The organism is Thiogranum longum (assembly GCF_004339085.1).
GTDB lineage: Bacteria > Pseudomonadota > Gammaproteobacteria > DSM-19610 > DSM-19610 > Thiogranum > Thiogranum longum.
The window spans coordinates 1,999,976-2,018,540 of sequence record NZ_SMFX01000001.1; the positions used below are offsets into that span (position 1 = coordinate 1,999,976).

General features: G+C 54.1%; 23 protein-coding genes. 7 read left to right on the forward strand and 16 right to left on the reverse strand.

Annotated features, from left to right (window positions below; genetic code table 11):
- Positions 1–170 precede the first annotated feature (170 nt).
- The 3 genes from DFR30_RS09840 to DFR30_RS09850 are packed head-to-tail and all read right to left on the reverse strand — an operon-like array spanning position 171 to position 2,120.
- Positions 171–587, reverse strand: a complete 417-nt coding sequence (locus DFR30_RS09840; protein WP_132972762.1) for a GFA family protein — start codon at positions 585–587, stop codon at positions 171–173.
- On the reverse strand, positions 584–1,435 hold the full coding sequence (locus tag DFR30_RS09845; protein ID WP_243640763.1) for a nuclease-related domain-containing protein: 852 nt from the start codon (positions 1,433–1,435) through the stop codon (positions 584–586). Before DFR30_RS09845 ends, DFR30_RS09840 begins: the two co-directional genes overlap by 4 nt.
- Complete coding sequence (locus tag DFR30_RS09850) at positions 1,407–2,120, reverse strand: HNH endonuclease (RefSeq protein ID WP_132972766.1); 714 nt, start codon at positions 2,118–2,120, stop codon at positions 1,407–1,409. Before DFR30_RS09850 ends, DFR30_RS09845 begins: the two co-directional genes overlap by 29 nt.
- A gap of 239 nt (positions 2,121–2,359) precedes the next feature.
- On the opposite strand from DFR30_RS09850, the gene DFR30_RS09855 reads away from it, so the two are divergent.
- Positions 2,360–2,614, forward strand: a complete 255-nt coding sequence (locus tag DFR30_RS09855; RefSeq protein WP_132972768.1) for a TIGR02647 family protein — start codon at positions 2,360–2,362, stop codon at positions 2,612–2,614.
- Positions 2,615–2,625: 11 nt separating this feature from the next.
- On the opposite strand, the gene DFR30_RS09860 is transcribed toward DFR30_RS09855, so the two are convergent.
- On the reverse strand, positions 2,626–3,429 hold the full coding sequence (locus DFR30_RS09860) for a formylglycine-generating enzyme family protein (RefSeq protein WP_132972770.1): 804 nt from the start codon (positions 3,427–3,429) through the stop codon (positions 2,626–2,628).
- Positions 3,430–3,580: 151 nt separating this feature from the next.
- Here DFR30_RS09860 and DFR30_RS09865 point away from each other — a divergent pair, with 151 nt between their 5' ends.
- The 3 genes from DFR30_RS09865 (at position 3,581) to DFR30_RS09875 (ending at position 4,752) form a co-directional block, all read left to right on the forward strand.
- Positions 3,581–3,844, forward strand: a complete 264-nt coding sequence (locus DFR30_RS09865; protein ID WP_165869165.1) for an EF-hand domain-containing protein — start codon at positions 3,581–3,583, stop codon at positions 3,842–3,844.
- A gap of 21 nt (positions 3,845–3,865) precedes the next feature.
- Positions 3,866–4,237: a hypothetical protein gene (locus DFR30_RS09870; RefSeq protein WP_132972774.1), complete on the forward strand. Its 372-nt coding sequence runs from the start codon at positions 3,866–3,868 to the stop codon at positions 4,235–4,237.
- Positions 4,238–4,305: 68 nt separating this feature from the next.
- Positions 4,306–4,752: a dirigent protein gene (locus DFR30_RS09875; RefSeq protein WP_132972776.1), complete on the forward strand. Its 447-nt coding sequence runs from the start codon at positions 4,306–4,308 to the stop codon at positions 4,750–4,752.
- An 8-nt stretch (positions 4,753–4,760) separates the two neighbouring features.
- Here DFR30_RS09875 and DFR30_RS09880 read toward each other — a convergent pair whose 3' ends face one another.
- Positions 4,761–5,621, reverse strand: a complete 861-nt coding sequence (locus DFR30_RS09880; protein ID WP_132972778.1) for an alpha/beta hydrolase — start codon at positions 5,619–5,621, stop codon at positions 4,761–4,763.
- Between the two features lie 15 nt (positions 5,622–5,636).
- Positions 5,637–6,065: an autotransporter domain-containing protein gene (locus DFR30_RS09885; protein ID WP_132972780.1), complete on the reverse strand. Its 429-nt coding sequence runs from the start codon at positions 6,063–6,065 to the stop codon at positions 5,637–5,639.
- Positions 6,066–6,311: 246 nt separating this feature from the next.
- On the opposite strand from DFR30_RS09885, the gene DFR30_RS09890 reads away from it, so the two are divergent.
- Positions 6,312–7,472, forward strand: a complete 1,161-nt coding sequence (locus DFR30_RS09890; protein WP_132972782.1) for a hypothetical protein — start codon at positions 6,312–6,314, stop codon at positions 7,470–7,472.
- A gap of 8 nt (positions 7,473–7,480) precedes the next feature.
- On the opposite strand, the gene DFR30_RS09895 is transcribed toward DFR30_RS09890, so the two are convergent.
- From DFR30_RS09895 to DFR30_RS09935, 9 genes are all read right to left on the reverse strand, one after another.
- Complete coding sequence (locus DFR30_RS09895; protein WP_132972784.1) at positions 7,481–8,752, reverse strand: NAD(P)/FAD-dependent oxidoreductase; 1,272 nt, start codon at positions 8,750–8,752, stop codon at positions 7,481–7,483.
- A gap of 125 nt (positions 8,753–8,877) precedes the next feature.
- A complete protein-coding gene (locus DFR30_RS09900; protein ID WP_207891872.1) occupies positions 8,878–9,408 on the reverse strand; it encodes a DUF2058 domain-containing protein in 531 nt (176 codons plus the stop codon).
- 13 nt (positions 9,409–9,421) lie between these two features.
- A complete protein-coding gene (locus DFR30_RS09905) occupies positions 9,422–10,210 on the reverse strand; it encodes a TerC family protein (RefSeq protein ID WP_132972788.1) in 789 nt (262 codons plus the stop codon).
- Positions 10,211–10,279: 69 nt separating this feature from the next.
- A complete protein-coding gene (locus DFR30_RS09910) occupies positions 10,280–11,665 on the reverse strand; it encodes an integrin alpha (protein ID WP_165869166.1) in 1,386 nt (461 codons plus the stop codon).
- Positions 11,652–13,478: a cation:proton antiporter gene (locus DFR30_RS09915; protein WP_132972792.1), complete on the reverse strand. Its 1,827-nt coding sequence runs from the start codon at positions 13,476–13,478 to the stop codon at positions 11,652–11,654. The genes DFR30_RS09910 and DFR30_RS09915 overlap by 14 nt, the downstream gene beginning before the upstream one ends.
- Positions 13,475–13,606 carry a hypothetical protein gene (locus tag DFR30_RS14670; protein ID WP_279386903.1) on the reverse strand — a complete coding sequence of 44 codons (132 nt, stop codon included), beginning with the start codon at positions 13,604–13,606 and terminating at the stop codon, positions 13,475–13,477. Before DFR30_RS14670 ends, DFR30_RS09915 begins: the two co-directional genes overlap by 4 nt.
- A 14-nt stretch (positions 13,607–13,620) precedes the next feature.
- Positions 13,621–14,505 carry a 3'-5' exonuclease gene (locus DFR30_RS09925; RefSeq protein ID WP_132972794.1) on the reverse strand — a complete coding sequence of 295 codons (885 nt, stop codon included), beginning with the start codon at positions 14,503–14,505 and terminating at the stop codon, positions 13,621–13,623.
- Positions 14,506–14,570: 65 nt separating this feature from the next.
- Positions 14,571–15,296 (reverse strand): glutathione S-transferase family protein, encoded by a 726-nt coding sequence (locus tag DFR30_RS09930; RefSeq protein WP_132972796.1) that lies wholly within the window; start codon positions 15,294–15,296, stop codon positions 14,571–14,573.
- Between the two features lie 2 nt (positions 15,297–15,298).
- Entirely contained in the window at positions 15,299–16,168 is an 870-nt protein-coding gene (locus tag DFR30_RS09935) for a DUF3014 domain-containing protein (protein WP_132972798.1), read from the reverse strand.
- A 98-nt stretch (positions 16,169–16,266) separates the two neighbouring features.
- Between DFR30_RS09935 and DFR30_RS09940 the strand changes: the two genes are divergently transcribed.
- Positions 16,267–16,836 (forward strand): DUF4136 domain-containing protein, encoded by a 570-nt coding sequence (locus tag DFR30_RS09940; protein WP_132972800.1) that lies wholly within the window; start codon positions 16,267–16,269, stop codon positions 16,834–16,836.
- Between the two features lie 15 nt (positions 16,837–16,851).
- Here the strand turns inward: DFR30_RS09940 and DFR30_RS09945 are convergent, their stop codons facing one another.
- Complete coding sequence (locus tag DFR30_RS09945; RefSeq protein ID WP_132972802.1) at positions 16,852–17,715, reverse strand: putative RNA methyltransferase; 864 nt, start codon at positions 17,713–17,715, stop codon at positions 16,852–16,854.
- 115 nt (positions 17,716–17,830) lie between these two features.
- Between DFR30_RS09945 and DFR30_RS09950 the strand changes: the two genes are divergently transcribed.
- Entirely contained in the window at positions 17,831–18,565 is a 735-nt protein-coding gene (locus tag DFR30_RS09950) for a DUF6776 family protein (RefSeq protein WP_132972804.1), read from the forward strand.

The following is an 18,565-nucleotide window of genomic DNA, read 5'->3' on the forward strand; positions in this document are numbered from 1 at the left end:
CGGGTGAACGTGAATGTTGCTTCGGCAAACTGAATCACGCCTCGCAGACCCACACGGACAGTGTTTAACTATCCCGTCTTTTTTTCTTTGAGAAGGATCAAAAAAGGGGGGAAATCGGGGTATTCAGGTTTGCGGGCGGGCCGAGGGGTGCCCTGTGCGGTAGTAATCCCCTAGACGCCCGGCGGATACTCGGCAAACGCCGGCAAATCATCCGAACAGGACCACTCCGCCCGTGAGTCCCAAAAGATGCGTGCCTGCGCCGGTAAAGGTGACGGCGAATCCAGCGATCCCGCCGGGATCAGGACACCATCCAGCTCCGGGACCACCCGCGGCATCGGCCCGCCACAGCGCTGACAGAAACTGTTAAAAAACCGCTCCGCCTCCGGCACCTTGTAGAACCCCAGAAGCGCCTCACCCTGTAACCAGCGAATCGCGGTGTGTGGTGTAATGAAAAGATTGCTGGCATGCCCGGTGCCGGTTGCCTTGCGGCAGCGTTGGCAGTGGCAATGGTAAAATCGTTCGGCTTCGCCTGTGACTTCGTAGCGGACGGCGCCGCACAGGCAGCTTCCGGTGACGGTGGTGGTCACAGTAAGGCGCCTCCATTATTTTTTTCCCGCGAACGAACAAATCTAGAAAGATGATAACTGGCTAATTTTATATCCTCCACTGGCATTAAATCTGGGACGTTAGACAGGAACTTTGGTAGTGCTTTAGGCTCCAGCACCCAAAGCTTATTATTCGCGCCCTTCGTCGACTCAATAAACCAGCCGGGAAAAACAATGACGGGCCTCACATTGTAGTGTTTACCTGTGCTTTCTTCTAACAACTGCCGAAGCCAAGCAGATTGCGCCCTAGCCTGAATCAGTGGATCTCGATTAGGCTTCATATAACCGGACTTGATGGATTCGCCGTCAAACACAATTTTTGGTGACCCTCGATCAGGTTTACTCCACGTTTTTGTTTCAACGGTAAATACTCCGGCAGGCCCAATTACCACATGATCTAGATTAAAACCATCTCCAATAACGTCATGAAAAACCTGATAGCCATCCTCTCGCAATCGCTCCAAATACTGACCAACCGCCTTTTCGCCATCGATCCCTTGATTCATTTTTTTTAATTGCGGAAGTGTTTTCCATGATTGATAACCAAAGTAGGCTATTGCCAGAAAAGCTAAAACTGTATAAGCGAGCGGCGAAGGCTTAGATGGCCGGAAATAGCGTAACCACTCAATGCCAGCTAGAGTGGTAAACATCATCGCAGCAACTAACGGAGCTAATATTTTACTATCGAAAAGATCATTCCGTTGCTGCAATAGTGACTGCCCAGGATATCGCAAAGGTTTATCTTTTAATGGTGAACGCTTAGTTTTATTTATTTTTCCCATGACGCCCCCAGTTATAATTTCAGCCACCGTAGCGTTTTTCGAAAACATACTCACGATGAAAGGCCATATACGCTTGATGAGCATCACCCAATTCAATGTGCATATCCGCTGAAATTCCTAGCAAAGGTTTATTCTCTAGCATTTCAGATATTTTAATGCCACCACACTCCATGAAGGTAATGAAACCTAAATCAAATACCTTATCCAGGTTTGGTAGCAACAACAGGCCATTGAAACAGTCCAGCCTTTCTTGATTATCTGATGCTCGCCAGGGCTTAATGTGCGAAGCCACTAAAAATCGTGTATCACTAAAACCGGTCAGTGCGCAGCCTTTCCACTGATCGATCAACTGTTGACGGAATTTACCCTGCCCTACACGCGCATTTATCTGCGTCAACTTTTCAGTTTTCTCAAGTGAGTCGTTGCTGAGTACATCCTCGATATCTTCCTGAATAGTTTCACCTGACGTATCATCAAGATAGGCCTCATATTGGTTAAGTGCGGCACTATACATGCCTTTACCTTTCACATTCTTTTCTTGGAAAATGGTGAGCGCTTTTATCTGCTCAGCGACATCTCTGAATTTCTGGGCAGACTGGATGCTTGTTAAAGGCCGTTTAATGAGCTTGGCCTCGATGGCCCACCCAGAAATTGTTCTGGATAGTGCGCCTGAATAGCTATCTGCGGTACGTTTAGATAAGCCTATCTGATCGAGCCAATTTTCAAAATTCATATCGATATAGTTACCTATAACTCACGATTAACTAATTTAACCCATCGGCTGGCATGCCATGCCCTGATTGTCACCGCTCCTCCAATAAACATCAAGGATGTTAGGGGTTTAGTCTGCGCCCCTTGAAACGCACTGATCAGCGGTCTCCCGGGATTTCTGATGTATAATGCCCCAACAATCCCTTTACCGCTGCACGAGGCCTGTGGCGGCGCGTGGTTTAATGACAAGAAGGTATCAACATGCACTACACCGAAGAAGAAACCGCCGAACTGAACGTTTTGATGTACTACAGCCTCCGCACCAGTGACCAGGGCATCAAGATTCACTCAACGGCATCGCCGGAGAAGATTGCGGCGGTGCAGCGTCTGTTCGAGAAGGGTCTGGTGACCCAGAAAGACGGGGGTTATCTGACGGATCTGGGTCGGGAGGCTGCGGAGCATGCGCAGTCGTTGTTGCTTATGCTGGCACCTCACAAGCACAGTATTGCGAGCTGAATCCGCGCTGTTCAGCGCGGCTGCGCGACCACCCGGAACCCCAGCACTTCATAACGCGTACCCGGCGGGTTGGCGCTTCGATAACCCGGGCGGATCAGGTGCAGCGGGCAGTGGTAGGAACCACCCCGCCGAACCTTTGCGGCGGCGTTGACGGGGCCGGTCGGATCGACACGTTTTGCTTTGCGGTAGGTGTCCCGGGCATAACCGTCTTCGACCCATTCCCAGACGTTACCGAGCATGTCGTACACGCCAAACCGATTGGCTTTGCGCGTGGCGACGGGGTGCGGCATGTCGCCGGAGTTGTTGATAAACCAGGCGTAGTCACCCAGGGCTTCTATGGGCACCGGGCGCAGGGCGTTGCGGCCGTCTTTGGCGACGTATTCCCACTCGGCTTCGGTAGGCAGCCGGTAGTGGTTGTGTGTATCGCTTTTATTGAGTTCTTCGACAAAGCGTTTTGCCATGAACCAGGATATCGATACGACCGGTAATGTGGCCCAGTCATCGCGCTTCCACAGTGCTTCCGGGCCGGGTCTGTTTTCCATGACTTTTAACCATTGCGACTGGGTGACTTCGGTTTCGCCCAGGTAAAACGGTTTGGTGATAACCACGGTGTGCGCCGGCGTTTCTTCGACCAGGCCGGTGGGTTCGGGTTCGGGCATTTCCTGGAGGGCGGCGGCGATGTCTTCGGTACCCATCACGAATTCACCCGCGGGAATGTGCACAAAGCGCATGCCAAGGTCGTTCTGCAGGGTGTCCCGGGCGTAGGTCGGGGCGGCGAGTAACAGGGCGAGCAGGAACGCGTAGGCTGGTTTCATGGGGCTGGCCTCGGTGGGAGTTCCGGATTATTGATCATTGAACGTTGATCGGCAATCACCGGGAGTTCCCCGCCAGCTTATAAGGGATGTATGGAACCCTGGCCGGGGTCATCTAGACTCAAATGATGACTCCAGAATGGAGGATGCCGACATGTTCAAACATGTTCTTATTGTGGTTGTGTTTACCTGCCTGTCTGCGACGGCCGCACTGGCGGCGGAAGACTCCGACGCGCCGGAAATGCGTTTCCGTCACCTGGACCAGAATCAGGATGGCCATATCAGCCTGTATGAGGCCAGGGACAAGCATCGTGTTTTCCATTATTACCAGCGGGCCGACAAGAATGAAGATGGCCACCTGGACAGGGTTGAGTTCAGCGCGTTTGAAGTTGAAGTCCCGGAATACGGTGAAAAGTAACGGGTAGACGAGGACAGTGACATGAGCCAACAAACGGACATCGGGAAAGCCGCTGCCTACTGGATTATTGCGGCAGGTAGTGTACTGGCGCTGGTGACCGCACTGGCGCCGCAACCCACCGGCGCTTTCAGGCTGTCTGGCGCGTTTTTGATGCTCGGATTATTGCCTTATATCGTTTACGGAAGCTTTTCGGCAATGTTCAGGTGCTGCCCGCTGATCACGGCGGGAGTTGCACTGCTGCTGGTCGATATTGCAGCCCGGCTTGGCGCCGGTGTTATCCATGTGGATCACGCAAGCGCCATGCCGGCAGTTTACTTGTCGCTCATCATGACGCTGCTTGTGCTTCCGGCCGGTGCAGCCATTGGCAAGCTGACAGAAAAGTTCTGGCTTTGAGCGACAGTCGGGACTACACAGGCAAGGCATCGACGTGAATACATCGAAAATACCAGGGGGTATCCGGCATGCATTGTATTTTCAGATACGCGGCTACCTGCGCCTGCGCACTGCTACTGGGCGCGTGCGCTGCTGAAGCCCCGCTGCAACTTGTCACCCTTGCAGATGCCCGCACTGACAAGGCACAGGTCATCGACACAGGGGAACCCGGTGACTCGGTCGGCGATATCCTGGTGTTCGACCAGCCGTTGCTCGACGAACACAAACAACCTGTTGGTAACAACAGCGGTGCCTGTATCCGCACCCGGGTGGCGCACAGTTTTCAGTGCCAGTGGACGCTCAGTCTCGATGGCGGAACGATCCAGGTTGCAGGGCGGGAGTTTGACACCGGAATTTCAACGATGAGTATCGTTGGTGGTACCGGCATCTATGCCGGTATCCGCGGTGATATGGAATCGATCAATAATAACGACGGGACGTTTACACAAACGTTACGCTACAGGCTGATGCCTTGATCTGTAAATCAGATCACTGCGGATTTTTTCAGGAAATCAACAAGCTGATCACCGTGCTGTTCGACAGCTTCAACTGAATCATGGGTTCCGTCTTCGATCAATAACAGTTCAGGGCTGTTCTCACGACAGTGGTCCAGGATTGCCTGTGCGTCGCTGACCGGTACCGTGTTATCGGCACTACCGTGAACCAGAAGGACCGGGCACGCAATACGGCATACCGTATTCATTGGCGCTATTTCCTCGAAGCGATAACCGATTACCCATTCCACGTAGTGAAGCACCCATTGTTTACCGTACTCGGGTAATCTGAATCGGGAAAGGTAGCGTCGCATCATCCATTCCGGGTGGGCAAAGGCAGCAATACTGATTACCGCTGAAATGTCATTTCGACGCGAGGCTTCAAGTAATACCGCTCCCGCCCCGACCGAATGGCCCAGCAGTACCACGCGCTTCCGGGGGTCGTCGCCATGCGCCTTTACCCAATCCACCGCCGCACCGGCATCTTCGGCAAAGCGGGGAAGCGAGGAGAAGCTGGCGGAATCGCTGCGGCCATGATTACGGGCATCCAGCAAGAGGACATTCATCCCGGCGCGTAGCAGCGGCAGGGCCAGCGGCAACATCAGCTCGGCATTCCCGCCCCACCCGTGCAACATGACGACTGTCGGTGCTTCAGCTGTCGCCGGCAACCACCAGGCAAACAACTGCTTGCCACCCACTGTGGGGATATGGATTTCTGTATAGGCGAGGTCGTAATCTGCCGGACTGCCTCGTTCTTTACGCCTCGGCGCACGGAATCCAATATGGACAGCCAGAAGCCCCGCAGAGAAAACCGCTATTACACCAAAAAGTATAAGCCCCGGGGTGTACATGGGGAGAATGCCTGGTTAAAAGCTGCGCCTGAACAGCAGGTTTCCACCTGTCACATCGGATGCGTATTGGTTGACATCGACTTCAACGACCCAGCCATCTGCCAATTTGTGTCCCAGGCCGATACCGAGCGAACCGCTTGAACCGTCAAAGGCATTACCTGAAGCAGCCGTAGCGCCGATTTTGCCTTTAAAGTAAGTTTCGCCTGTCGTTGTAAGTGTCAGAAACGCTGACATCAGCTCACCGCTCTGATCACCGAATTTGTGTGCATATTCTATATCCAGCCCGACAATATCGGTAAAACCATAGCCGAGATTCACACCGGCCGTTCCCCCACTGTCTGCAAAACCCCCATTAAATCCTATGCGCGGACCAGGTTCCTGAGCAGCGGCCATGGACATGTAGAACGCGGTAATAACCGAAATAGCCAATCCTGTTTTTTTCACTTTACATCAACCCCCAAATTCAAAGCCGGGCATTAGACCATAAACGGCAACCCGGGAGAACCCCTACTCCGGCCTGTTCGCACGACAATGGTCCAGGATCGCCAGTACGTCGATAAGTCACCACTGAAATTCACCACCTCCCGGTGAAAAAAGGGCGATATAGCTCAAGTATTTACCTGTTTGTGCCGAAAAAACAATCAGATAGAATCTAGCCGAGGTCATTCTGCCCCTGGGGGCCGCTAAAGCATGGACGTGGTAGAAGTTTTGTTCTTTGTCATTCTGGAACTGGCGGTGTTGCTGGGCATTGCCGTTTTCGTGCTTGATCGAAAACGCCGGCAGCTACAGGCTCAGGTTCAGGAATTGACCCGTGAGGAATCCGCACCGGAGTCCGACGTATTTGAATCCATTACGTCCGGGTATCTGCCCTACCTTGAAAAGCTCATTCTGGAATCACGGGCCCAGCTCGAGGCAGCAGGAGATGGTGGAACCGGAACAGAGACTGAAACAGAGACTGAAACTGCGGAAGATGAAACCACACTGGCGATTAGATACCGCCTGTCGCTGCTGGAATCCGAAAAGAAAGTCACCGAACGCTGTAACGACTACCCGGAAAAGCGCTGGGAGCATGTAACCGAATTGTTCACACCGCCGTCAGCACCTGTACCCGAAGATGATGACCCGGAACTCGAGGAAGCTGAAAGCAATAACCCGCTGCTCAAGGCCCAGGAACAAATAAAACGTCTGGAAAGTTTCCGCGACAAGTTCTTCAGTATGAAAAAACAGCTCCGGGAGCTCGAAGCTTCCCGGCAGAAGCTCACTGAACAACTCGAAATATTGATGCCGGAAGCAGAGCGCTCGGAAGAACTCAGGGCACTGCTCGATACAATGAATGGTCAACGTGACCGGCTACAGGCAGAACTTGATCAACTGGAATCACAGTCTGATGAACTGGCAAAAACGGCCACGCAAAACACCCCGGTTCAGGAACAAGAAAATGAAAGCTCATCCGCGCTGACTAAACAGATCGACAAACAGAATAGAAAGATTTCAGAATTACACCATCTGGTCGACGATCTCAACCTGGAAGCCGAAAAAGCCGAAGAACTGCAATCCAGGTTCAAGCAGTTCGAACTGGCAAGCCGTGACATGAATATGTGCATCCAGGTGCTGGAAGAAGAAAACCAGTTCTTGCAGGAACAAATAAAATCGCTGCTGGAGCTGGACGAGAACGAACCCGTGTATCACTCTGGCGCGTCTGCTGACGCTGAAAACCCGGACCAGAAAGCACAACTCGAAGCGCTTCAGTCTGAACTTGAAGGCAAGGATCAACAGATCAAGTCACTGGAAGAAAAGTACGCTTCCATGGAACAGGAATACCTGACGCTCTACGAAGAGGCCAACTCCTGACCGGGCGATTACTTTACCCTGGACAACCCGATCAGCTTCAGCGCCCACTTCTCAAATACCGGTTCGGATACACCCTGCTTCATTTTGTGCAGGAAGTATTTTTCAAACGCGATCTTGGCATAGTGCACCCACTTGCCTTTTTTGAACCAGGTCGTGTTGCGCGGTGGGATCTGAGGTACCGCAATAAAAGCCGCACCGGTATCGCCCAGGTCTGCCAGGCAGAACGCGTTCCATGTCGCTTTTGAGGCAACCGGGTAGCCGGTCAGTTCGGCTTTAATGTTCTGCACAATGGCTGTCACCATTGACTCGATCATGTAACCGGTTTTCGGTGCGCCGGTAGGTACGGGTGTTGCTTCGACCGGCGGGATGGCTATACAGACGCCGGCAGAAAAGATGTTCGGGTATTTCGGGCTGCGCTGGTGCTCGTCGACAATGACAAAACCGCGCGGATTGCACAGGCCGTCCACAGCAGCCACCGGTTCTACGCCCTTGAAACCCGGCAGCATCATGGCGTGTTTGAACAGCAGCTCCTCCTGGCCGGCGACCTCGCCTTTTTCGTCGAGTTGTTCGACGTACATCGTGCCTTCCTCGACACGACTGACACGGGCATTGGTAATAAAGTTGATATGACGGTTGCGTAACTCGTGCTCCAGCATCCCTTTGGAATCACCCACACCACCGAGGCCCAGGTGACCCACATAAGGCTCACTGGTCACAAATGTCATCGGGACCTGGTCACGGATGCGCTGTCTGCGCAGTTCGGTATCCAGAATGGCCGCATATTCATAAGCCGGACCAAAGCAACTGGCAAACTGTACCGCGCCGACAACTACGGGGCCGGGAGCGTCCTTGAGCTTCTGGAAGTCCTGGTAAGCTTTCTCTGCATGATCGACCGTGCATACTGACTGGGTAAACCCGTTGACAGGCCCGGTGCCCTCGACTTCGTCGAAAGCCAGCTTCGGACCCGTGGTAATGACCAGGTAGTCATACTCGACTTCAGTGCCTTCTTTCAGCACCAGTTTATTGGCCTCGGCATCGATCGTCTCGACCCAGCCCTGGATAAACTTGATACCATGCTTTGATAAATGCGTGTCAAGTGGCAGGGTGATCTGCTCGCGCTTGCGCCAGCCTACGGCCAGCCAGGGGTTGGATGGCACAAACTGAAAATACGCGTTGGCATTCACAACCGTGATGTCGTGCTCCTCGCCGAGCACATCACGCAACTCGTAGGCTGCCGGCATACCACCGAGACCTGCACCCAGAACAACGATATTTGCCATTTTACTTTCTCCTTGATATGCCAGGGTATAACCGGAACCACCCAATTATTTAAATAATAGCACCTTCCCAACAGCGGATAATTGATTTCTGTCAATATCACAAAACCGGTCAACCGTGCCCGGCACTACCACATCAGGTCATCAGGCACCTTGTAGTCTGCGTAGGGATCGTTTTCCTCGCTAGCGGGCAGTGAATCGACCTTGCTGACAATACAGGCTTGATCACGAAGCTTTATTTTTTCCGCCACTACAGTAGGTATCACTTCATAGCCATCATCAAAACGGGCGATAGACAAATGTCCATGGCCGAGCCTGTCGTGGATTTCCTCCGTCACGAAAATCTTTCTGACAACCGTTCCATCCTGAAAGTTATAACCCACTTCACCGCCGTCACGTCCCAACCGGTTCATTTCAATCAACTGACGAACCTGCGCCTGGATTGCCTTGTCTTCGGCCGCCTGTTTTCGCTGCAAATTGAGTTCGCGGTCACGCGCGGCCTGCTCTGCCGCCAAACGCCGGGCCGACGCGGCGGCCTCGTCCGTCCCTTTGTTGTTGCCGGCTTTCTGCTGTTTGTATTTTGATTTTTTTGTTTTATTGAGCTTGTCCTTGCTCACCAGTCCGGCTTTTAGCAGCTGGTCGCCAAATGTGTTTGCCAATGGATTTACCCCTCTAGTCTGTCTGCCCCAGCCTTCCGGCCTGTGCAAGCAGTTTTTTCTGATAACGTGATTGTACGACATCGATCGCGATCATGACGAAAATCACCAGGTAGAACGTCGACTTGCTCATCGGTGTAACCTCATAGCCAAACAGGTGCAAATGAGAGACATGACTGCCTTCTGACAACAGCATGACACCGACCAGGAACAGGATGAAAAGACCCACCACTTCATACATGCGATTCTTTTTCAGGAATTCTGTGACATGGTCTGCCAGCAAGATCATCAATATGCCACCTGCGACTATGGCTGTTGCCATGATGATGTAGTTGTCTGTCAGCGCCATGGCGCTTAGCATGGAATCAAACGAGAACACGGCATTCATAATAATAACGGAGATCAGCACATACGCGTATGAACTTGGTTTTCGCTCGACGTGTTCTCCCGCTTCCAGCAGTATCATGTGACTGATTTCCTTGAGCGCGGCATACAGAATAAAAATCCCGCCGACAAACACCACCACACCGTGCAGGTTGAAGTCGCCGCTGATCAGTCCTTCGATATTGATCGCGAACAGCGTGTCCTGGAACAGTGAGAGAACCTTGACCAGCAGTAACAGTAAAACCAGCCTGAGCGCGACAGCCAGCCCGATGCCCCAGCGTCGCAGTGATGACTGTCTGCCCGGTTCTACACGCTTCGATTCAAGCGAGATATACAGCAGGTTGTCAAAACCCAGTACCGCCTGCAGCATAATCAACATGCCGAGTGTAAACAGGTTTTCGAAAGTGAATAGTCCTTCCATCAATCATGGCCCCTGGTTTTTTTAGTTGATGCCGATAAACAACACGCGAGCCGCGTAACTTCATCGGGCTCAGATTTCACGATCCATGAACAGAATCCAGACTGCACCCTGGTCTGTCCCGCCGTCATCGTCCCCGGGTGTTCCAACCGCCAGGTCCGGCACCCCGTTATTATCCAGGTCGTCTATACCTGCAATCGCCGCTCCAAACTGATCGTCGCTATCCAGGCCTCCCTTGAAGCCGCCCGCATCCTGTGTAATTTTCTGCCAGTCTGCGACACGGCCATCCGTTCCCATCATCAGGACCCATACCGCGCCGGCATTGCTTGCGACTTCATCATCATTCGGCGCGCCAACCACAAGATCCGTCACACCGTCACCGTCTATGTCGCCGGCATTGGCAACCGCCGTTCCGAAACGGTCATCATTACTGAGCTTTCCGGCAAAGCCACCACCGCTGTCTGCGACACGCTGCCGCTGTCGAACCCTGCCATCGGCATCGAGAAATACTACCCAGATCTCACCCCGGTCCGTGCCACCGTCATCACCACCCGGCGCTCCGATGGCGAGATCCGGTATGCCGTCATTATCGAGGTCGCCGATACCGGCAACCGATGCACCGAACTGGTCATCGGCACTGAGGCTGCCGTCAAAGCCGCCTGCACCCTCGGTGATTTTCTGTTGGCTGGCAACCTTGCCATCGGCCTTCATCATCAGGATCCATACCGCGCCGGCGTTACTGCCACCGTCGTCATCATTCGGCGCGCCAACCGCAAGATCCGTCACACCGTCACCGTTCACGTCACCGATGTCGGCAACAGCACTGCCGAAACGATCGTCGTCGTCGAGGTTGCCGTCAAAACCTCCACCGGCATCGGTGATACGTTGCGTCTGCAAAATCGTGCCATCGGTATCCAGAAACGCTACCCGGATTTCACCCCGGTCTGCACCGCCATCGTCATTGCCGGGCATTCCTGCGGCAAGGTCGAAGACACCATCACCATCCAGGTCCCCGACACCGGCCAGTGCACTGCCGAAACGATCATCGATGGCCAGGTTTGTCCCGAGCCCGCCCGTCCCGCTGGAAAGCTTCTGCTTGATATCCACACGCCCGTCGCTGTCCATGAACAAGACCCAGGCTGCGCCCTTGTCGGCACCACCCGTGTCATTAAAGGGCGCGCCCACCGCCAGGTCGCGGACGCCGTCTGATTCCAGGTCGCCAAGATCGGCAACGGCGCTGCCAAACCGGTCACCGTCACCCAGGGCACCATTAAAATTGCCGCTGCTGGCAGAGATCTTCTGTTCATCTATCGTCCTGATCTGCAGACTGCTGCTCCCGCCTGATGAAAAACTCGTGTCACCGGTCGAGCATTGCAGGACAGATGCACCCGACAGAAACAGCGTGGAGACCAGCAACAACAGTCGTGCGTAGCGGTCATTGAATTTATTCTGGCTCATTGTATTTTTCCGGGTCATCTGTTTCAGGAGACGGCTCGATCAGGCTGATGATCGTCCAGCCCGCCGTTGGTTTCAGATTATTGTCTGCGGTGTACACAAACAGCTTTCCGCGTGGATTGATCGCGAACAATGGCACGGCCCGGCCATAGTGCTGCTTGTAGTACTCATTGAATCCAAACTCGTCGGTCAGGGCGGTACTGTGAATCTCGGCACCCTTGCTCAGCATACTGGACAATTGTGTATAACTGACATCCTCGCCAAAGGCAATGTGCCCGTAGAGGGGTTTCCCGGTCTTGGCACTGCCTTCTTTCTCCGGGGTTACCTGCAGACTATAGATATTGGTGGCGCCGAATTCTGTCCGGTAGCGCATTACCGCCAGCGCATTTTCCTCCTGCACACTGGACAGGGCCAACAGCTGCCCGATACCGACCAGGTCCAGGCGACGATCGGCATATTCAGACACGACCATGCCATAAAATGCCGGTATGTTTTCCATCATGGCGGCGCGCACATTGCTCCAGCTGGTGTCGGCAAGCAATACCCGAATATCCTGTTTTTGCAGCGCTACCGCGATCGCGCGTGCCAACGGGTTACCTCCGACAATGAGAAAGCCCCGCGGCTCCGGTTCCGCTACACCCAGCGCCACCGCCACCAGTCGTGCCGTGACACTCTGCAGCGCTACTGTTCCTATGATAACAATGAAGGTCATGGGCACCAGCATGGAGGCCTGTTCATTTCCCTGCTGCTCCAGTTGCAGGGCAAACAGTGCAGCCACCGCCGCCGCCACAATGCCGCGCGGTGCAACCCAGGCAAGCATGGCACGCTCTCGCCAGGTCAGCGTCGATCCCCAGGTCGACACCAGGATTTTCAATGGCCGCGCCACAAACTGCATGATCAGCAGCACACCCAGCGCGCCCCAACCCAGCGCCGTCACTGCATTGAAATCAACCCGCGCCGCCAGAATGATGAACAGCCCCGAGATCAGTACAATGCTGAGTGTTTCCTTGAAATCCAGAATGCCCTCTACATTGACATCCTTCATATTCGCCAGCCAGATACCCATGACGGTGACGGTCAGCAAACCGGATTCCGCGCGCATATGATTCGATAGTGCGAACACCCCGAACACCACCATCAGCGCCGCAGCATTATGCAAGAACTCCGGCAACCAGTAGCGACGCAATACCACACCCAGGGCATAGCCCGCGGCTGCACCAAAGACCACTCCGGTGAGAATCTGTTCCGCAAACAGCAACAGGGTATGTCCGAAAGCTGCCCCACCGCTGCCCAGGACAATGAATTCGAACACCAGCACCGCAAGCAACGCACCGAGTGGGTCAATCACGATCCCCTCCCAGCGCAGAATATTCGCCAGGTGCGCGACAGGCCGCACTGTGCGCAGCAGGGGAATGATCACCGTCGGCCCGGTGACCACGGTTAACGCACCAAACAACAGCGCCATTTGAAAGGACGTATCCAGCAAGGTAAAGGTTGCCAGTGTGGTCACTGTCCAGGTCACCAGCATGCCGCTGCTGACCATGCGTCGCACCACATGTTCCAGGCCTTTTATTTCGCTGAAGCGCAGTGTGAGACTGCCCTCAAAGAGGATAACCGCCACCGATAGCGACACCAGGGGAAACAGCAGGTCGCCGAACAGCGCATCCGGATTGATCCACCCGTATACCGGACCCACCAGCAGACCCGACAACAACAAAAACAGGATGGCCGGCAGTTTTACCCACCAGGCAAACCACTGGCAGGCCAGCGCCAGTACGCCAATGGCCGCAATACTCAGGACGATGGATTCGTTCATTCGCGGCTCATGAACACGACCCGGTCGGCAACTGCACTATGATACCCCCTGGCAGCAAGCGCACCCGTCATTGCCTTGCGGCCCAATAGCATGCGAAAGCGCATGGTATCACGGTTGGTCAGCGTCAAATCGGCAGTTCCTGCTATACCCGCTTCGAATAGCGCGCCCTGGCATCAAACCGGTCCATGGGCAAAACCCCCACCAGTTTTGGATAGACTTCCCTGTTCAGGAACAGCATCTCGTCATCGACCTGGTTCTCGGGCAAGTCCCTGTACCAGGCCTTGCGGACACCCTCACCGCCCGGTGACCAGCGATAGCCGCGCGATTTGAGCAGGTCCTTTTTCTGGAACGGTGCACGCTCCGCCCAGATACGAACATCGGTACGACCCGATCTGTCCAGCAGGCGTTTCATGACAAGCTCCCCACTGGGCAGGGTCTGGCTCAGTAATTCAATACCGGCCTGGCAATCGATGGTAGCCCGGTGGCCCTCGTAGAAGAACCCGTACTTGTAACCCAGGTACTCCAGCTTCACACCCTCGAAGCCTTCTTCATTCCAGTTGACGTCTGCAATGGAGCAGGCCCAGTCGATATCCTCAAAGCCCGGGTAAAGTGATTCGACAAACGGCCGGTCAAAACGGGCATTGTGTGCAATAACCAGCGATGCCCCGGAAACAAAACGCGCGACCTCGTCAAGGTCTATGGACTGCCCCGCGACCATTTCATCCGTAATACCGGTGATGCTTGTGATAAACGCCGAGATCGGAACCCCGGGGTCCTGAAGCGCATTGTAGGCCGGGAGGATACGGTAAATACGTCCCTCGTCATCATACTCGAACGGTACCAGGGCCAGCTCGATGACCTTTTCGGTATCCGGGTCAAGACCGGTGGCCTCGGTGTCGAGGTAAATCCCGATGTGTTTTTCCGCGCCGGTATCTTCGTGGTAGCGCTCGACAGGTTTAAGGCGGCGGATGACCTTGTAGTCCCCCGTTGCGGTCAACTGGTCGATGAGGGTTTGGCTGGTTGTCATGATCTGCCCTGCTGATCGTTAATATTTGTGCGTAATTTACCATACCAGGGCATATCAATGGGGCATTATCGGTAGTCGCGATACACGGCCTCGACCCAGTCAAGCCCGGGACCAAGGGCATTTACCGCTGACGCCATTTCCTCCGGGAAGGCTTCCGGCCACGTGATGCCGTACTTTTCAGGCCGGATGAAAGGCGCCAGTAATGCGGCAGCAGCCAGATCGGCCCGACTGAATTTATCCCCGGCAAGAAAACGGCTTTGTTCGAGTTGTGCGTGCAACTTGTCGACAGCGCCTGTCACTTTTTCCAGGGAGATACCTGCTGTTCGTTCGTTAATGCGCATGAATTTGCGCATAGCTTCACGCACTTTGGGAAAAGCCAGGCGAAACATCATTTTCCTGTGCCAGGCTTGCCCGTGCGTCAACATGGGAAGGACAATATCCGTCCTGTCGAGAAAATAATGGTAACAATAGACGCGTATCTGTGGCCCGATATTTTCATCCACGTAGGCTTCCCAGCGTAGCGCCTGTTCCTCAAGTTCCGCCGACCCAGGTGTCAACGGCCTGTCGGGAAACGTTTTATCAAGATAGGTAATAATGTCACTGGAGTTCTGCACGACCCTGCCGTCATGCACCAGGACCGGCACCTCTTGCTTCGCTGCAATCTTTTTTACTGTCTTAACGTGAAAACCGGGCAGCAAATCGATTTTTGTGTACGCCAGGCCCTTGTACTCAAGCGCCCAGCGAACTTTCTCGCAGTAGTGTGAAATCGGGAACTGGTAGAGTGTCAGCATGGCTATATCCTGCCCGGATTCCTGACCAGCCCCTTGCGCAATTCACGCAACTTTGCCTTGACCCTGGCGGCGTTTCGCGGGCCGATCCGGAGCAGTACTTTTTGCCCGGCTGACAATCCTTCCAGTTCCGGGTCGGCAAACAGAAACAGTACGTGCGGGCGCACCAGCGAAACCCGCCCGCCGGTATCGGGCGTTTCCAGCAGGTGGTCGATGACGTCGATCAGCCGGTCGTTGAAATAGGCCGAGGGGTAACCCTGGTCCTGGTATGCAGCCTGTATTAAAGGGTAATAATGCAGGTAGAGCGCTATGAGCTGTTGGCTGTCCAGGGCGTCCAACAGATCAATATAGGCGTTGTAACGTGCATAGTTTTTCTTGCTCAGGTAAAAACCGTTTTCGTCCTGTTCGACGATCAACTGCCCGGGTACGGACTGGTTAGCGCGGTGCTTGCTGTTCAACAAGTGCCTGCGTGGCAGGTTATCGACCGTGACGACAAATCGCCGCACGATGTGATTCAGGTTGAGTAGTGAATCCAGTGTCCGTCGGGCAGCCAGCGTGTAGAGATCCTGTCTAATGGCGTCATCGCTGTCATCCAGCGTCGGCAACGGCTTTTCCGGTACCGGTGGTGCAGCCTCTTCGGCGGGTTTTTGCGGCAAGGGTTCCGGTTCAGCCGGTGCTGTGACAATAACCTGAGGAAGCTCCGGAACCGGGTAGCGGATCGCCGGCTCGGCTGGCTCCTCAACGGCTGGCTGCACAACGGTTTCCGGTGGCAGATCCAGTACCTGCTCCCCGGTTTGCTGTGGCTGAAGATATTTCACCGCCACCACGATGCCCAGCACCAGTGCAACCGCAATGAGATAATCTGACTTTTTCATACTCAACCCGTGTCCTGATTGGCAACTGCCAGCCTTGGCGATGCTGGCCTGATTGGTATACTCAATAATACCGTTTCGCTCACCAGGAGCCACAGGCCATGAAGAATCTGATAACGACCGCTTTGCTGGGCCTGTTTTTGCTCACAGCCTGCACCACGCTGACAGTACAGACCGACTATGACACAAGCTACAATTTTTCAAAGCTGAAAACCTACGCGTGGCTCGAAGACAAGCCGCCCAGCGACGATATCCGTATCAATAACAGCCTGATTATCAAGCGGGTGGTCAATGCCGTGAATAACACGCTGCAATCCAGGGGCTACAAGCTGGTGAGCAAGGACAAGGCCGACTTTTTCGTTAACTGGTTTGGCTATATTGACAACAAGATCCAGCAGGAAACCATTAATACCTATTACAGGCACCCGGGTTACGCGACCACCACCTGGGAGTATAGCGCCTTCTCCCGCACCTATACCTACGAATACCAGGAAGGCACGCTGATCATCGATATTCTCGACGCTACAAGCCGGCAGCTGATCTGGCGTGGCACGGGGCAGGACTATCTTGAAGAAAACGAAACACCTGAAAATATTACCGAAAGAATTAACCGTACTGTGGCCGGGATTTTGAATGCATTTCCTCCCGGGAGCCAACCGGCACGCCAGTGAATGACATATCCGGCTTTACGGGTTCTGGAACTCCAGTGTTCTGAACACGATGTCGACCGTCAGATCCAGCACCTCCAGGTGGGCTGCTGCTTCCCTGCCGGCTTTATTTGTACGGTAAAAATGCGGTGTCATTAACAGCAGGTCTGCAATTATGTGCTTGCTGATTTCACCGGTTTTGTATTGAAATGATTGTTCGTCCACGAGTGAAAAGCCCGTTTCCATGACAGGCGTGAGATCCTGCGGGCGTGACTTTTTCACTTCGCTGTAGATAACTTCTCTCAGCTCTTTCAAATGGTCCGGTCCGGGTTCGACCAGTACCAGCCTGCCACCCGGCTTGAGTATGTGCCGGAATCCTTCAAAGCTCTGGAACCCGAACACGCATAAAATGATATCGATACTGGCGGGTGTCACGGGTGGTTGCCGATTTGTGCCGACCAGCCAGGTAATCTGCCTGTTTCTTTTTGCAGCCTCGAGTATGGCTGGTTTGGATATATCCAGCCCGATAAAGGAAAGGCCGCTACTTGCACCCCTGTCCTCAAGGTATTTAAAAACCGTATCGGAGTAGTACCCTTCGCCACAGCCTGCGTCCATCAGGCTGGTTTTCCTGTTTTCGGGAACAAGTGCCGATGTTATCCGGGCCAGGCGGCTGGCGAGTGGTTCATATAGCCCGGAATTCAGGAAGCGGGCTCTCGCTGCAACCATTTCCTTGCTGTCACCCGGTTGCCTGGAACGCTTGTGCTGAACCGGCAGCAGATTCACATAACCCTGGCGGGCGATGTCGAAGCTATGCCCATGTTCACAGCGCAACTGTTTGTCATGGCACACAAGTAGCGCGCCATCAATCGGGCAAGCCAGGTTGTGTGCATTTATACGGTTCATTTGTTGTCCTGCTTGCGCCATAACAGTGGTGGTGATTATTGTAACAGTCCTGTCGCGAATGCCCTGTTGCGCGTTATACTGCACGGGAAATCAGGCCCACTTGCCAGGAACAAGGATGATAGCGCGTAAAAAAGTCGTTCCACCGGTTACACCCAAAATCGTACCGAACAATCCCCGTCAGCGGCTCACCCAGTACGGTTTGCTGCTGCTCGCATTCGCGCTCACGGCCTGGCTCGGGTACCAAGCCGGCTCTGCCCGGGTACCGGAAGACGGTAAACCACTGGTCGGGCAGTCCCAGGCATCCGGGCAACGCATTGCCGAACTTGAGAAGGAACGCAATTCACTGAAGCAGCAGGTCGCGGCGCTGGAACAAAGCGTACAGCAGGTCAACCAGGCCCTTTCCGCCGAGCGCACACGCAAACAGAAACCCGCGCAAGTGAAGGCAGTAAAACGCCCGGCACCTGCACCCCGGCCTGTAACCACCGTAACTGAATCAGCGGGCTACTCACTGGGTCTTGAAGACATTCGTATCGAGCAGACAGATTCCGTGAGTATATTCCGCGTTGCCTTTTCCGTACTCAACGAAGCGAACAATGACGACCGGGTGACGGGCACTATCTGGGTTGCCGTCAATGGTTTTCTGGACAAGGAACCGAAGCGGCTGTCATTCAAACGCCTGTCAGCGGACAACCGCTCGTATGTAAAGATGGGGTTTAACCGGCAACAGAACATTATGGAAGAGATTGTGCTGCCGGAAAACTTCCGCCCCAGAAATGTCCTGATAGAAGCCAAGCCCTACGGTGAGAAATATACTGGCACTTCGGAGAAAATCAGCTGGGACCCAAAGTAG

Bases quoted from the DNA above. Each gene is read 5' to 3' on its own strand.
- DFR30_RS09845 (WP_243640763.1), bottom strand. From the start codon at position 1,435: ATGTTTTCGAAAAACGCTACGGTGGCTGAAATTATAACTGGGGGCGTC.
- DFR30_RS09850 (WP_132972766.1), bottom strand. From the start codon at position 2,120: ATGAATTTTGAAAATTGGCTCGATCAGATAGGCTTATCTAAACGTACC.
- DFR30_RS09855 (WP_132972768.1), top strand. From the start codon at position 2,360: ATGCACTACACCGAAGAAGAAACCGCCGAACTGAACGTTTTGATGTAC.
- DFR30_RS09860 (WP_132972770.1), bottom strand. From the start codon at position 3,429: ATGAAACCAGCCTACGCGTTCCTGCTCGCCCTGTTACTCGCCGCCCCG.
- DFR30_RS09865 (WP_165869165.1), top strand. From the start codon at position 3,581: ATGTTCAAACATGTTCTTATTGTGGTTGTGTTTACCTGCCTGTCTGCG.
- DFR30_RS09870 (WP_132972774.1), top strand. From the start codon at position 3,866: ATGAGCCAACAAACGGACATCGGGAAAGCCGCTGCCTACTGGATTATT.
- DFR30_RS09875 (WP_132972776.1), top strand. From the start codon at position 4,306: ATGCATTGTATTTTCAGATACGCGGCTACCTGCGCCTGCGCACTGCTA.
- DFR30_RS09880 (WP_132972778.1), bottom strand. From the start codon at position 5,621: ATGTACACCCCGGGGCTTATACTTTTTGGTGTAATAGCGGTTTTCTCT.
- DFR30_RS09890 (WP_132972782.1), top strand. From the start codon at position 6,312: ATGGACGTGGTAGAAGTTTTGTTCTTTGTCATTCTGGAACTGGCGGTG.
- DFR30_RS09895 (WP_132972784.1), bottom strand. From the start codon at position 8,752: ATGGCAAATATCGTTGTTCTGGGTGCAGGTCTCGGTGGTATGCCGGCA.
- DFR30_RS09905 (WP_132972788.1), bottom strand. From the start codon at position 10,210: ATGGAAGGACTATTCACTTTCGAAAACCTGTTTACACTCGGCATGTTG.
- DFR30_RS09910 (WP_165869166.1), bottom strand. From the start codon at position 11,665: ATGAGCCAGAATAAATTCAATGACCGCTACGCACGACTGTTGTTGCTG.
- DFR30_RS09915 (WP_132972792.1), bottom strand. From the start codon at position 13,478: ATGAACGAATCCATCGTCCTGAGTATTGCGGCCATTGGCGTACTGGCG.
- DFR30_RS09925 (WP_132972794.1), bottom strand. From the start codon at position 14,505: ATGACAACCAGCCAAACCCTCATCGACCAGTTGACCGCAACGGGGGAC.
- DFR30_RS09930 (WP_132972796.1), bottom strand. From the start codon at position 15,296: ATGCTGACACTCTACCAGTTCCCGATTTCACACTACTGCGAGAAAGTT.
- DFR30_RS09935 (WP_132972798.1), bottom strand. From the start codon at position 16,168: ATGAAAAAGTCAGATTATCTCATTGCGGTTGCACTGGTGCTGGGCATC.
- DFR30_RS09940 (WP_132972800.1), top strand. From the start codon at position 16,267: ATGAAGAATCTGATAACGACCGCTTTGCTGGGCCTGTTTTTGCTCACA.
- DFR30_RS09945 (WP_132972802.1), bottom strand. From the start codon at position 17,715: ATGAACCGTATAAATGCACACAACCTGGCTTGCCCGATTGATGGCGCG.
- DFR30_RS09950 (WP_132972804.1), top strand. From the start codon at position 17,831: ATGATAGCGCGTAAAAAAGTCGTTCCACCGGTTACACCCAAAATCGTA.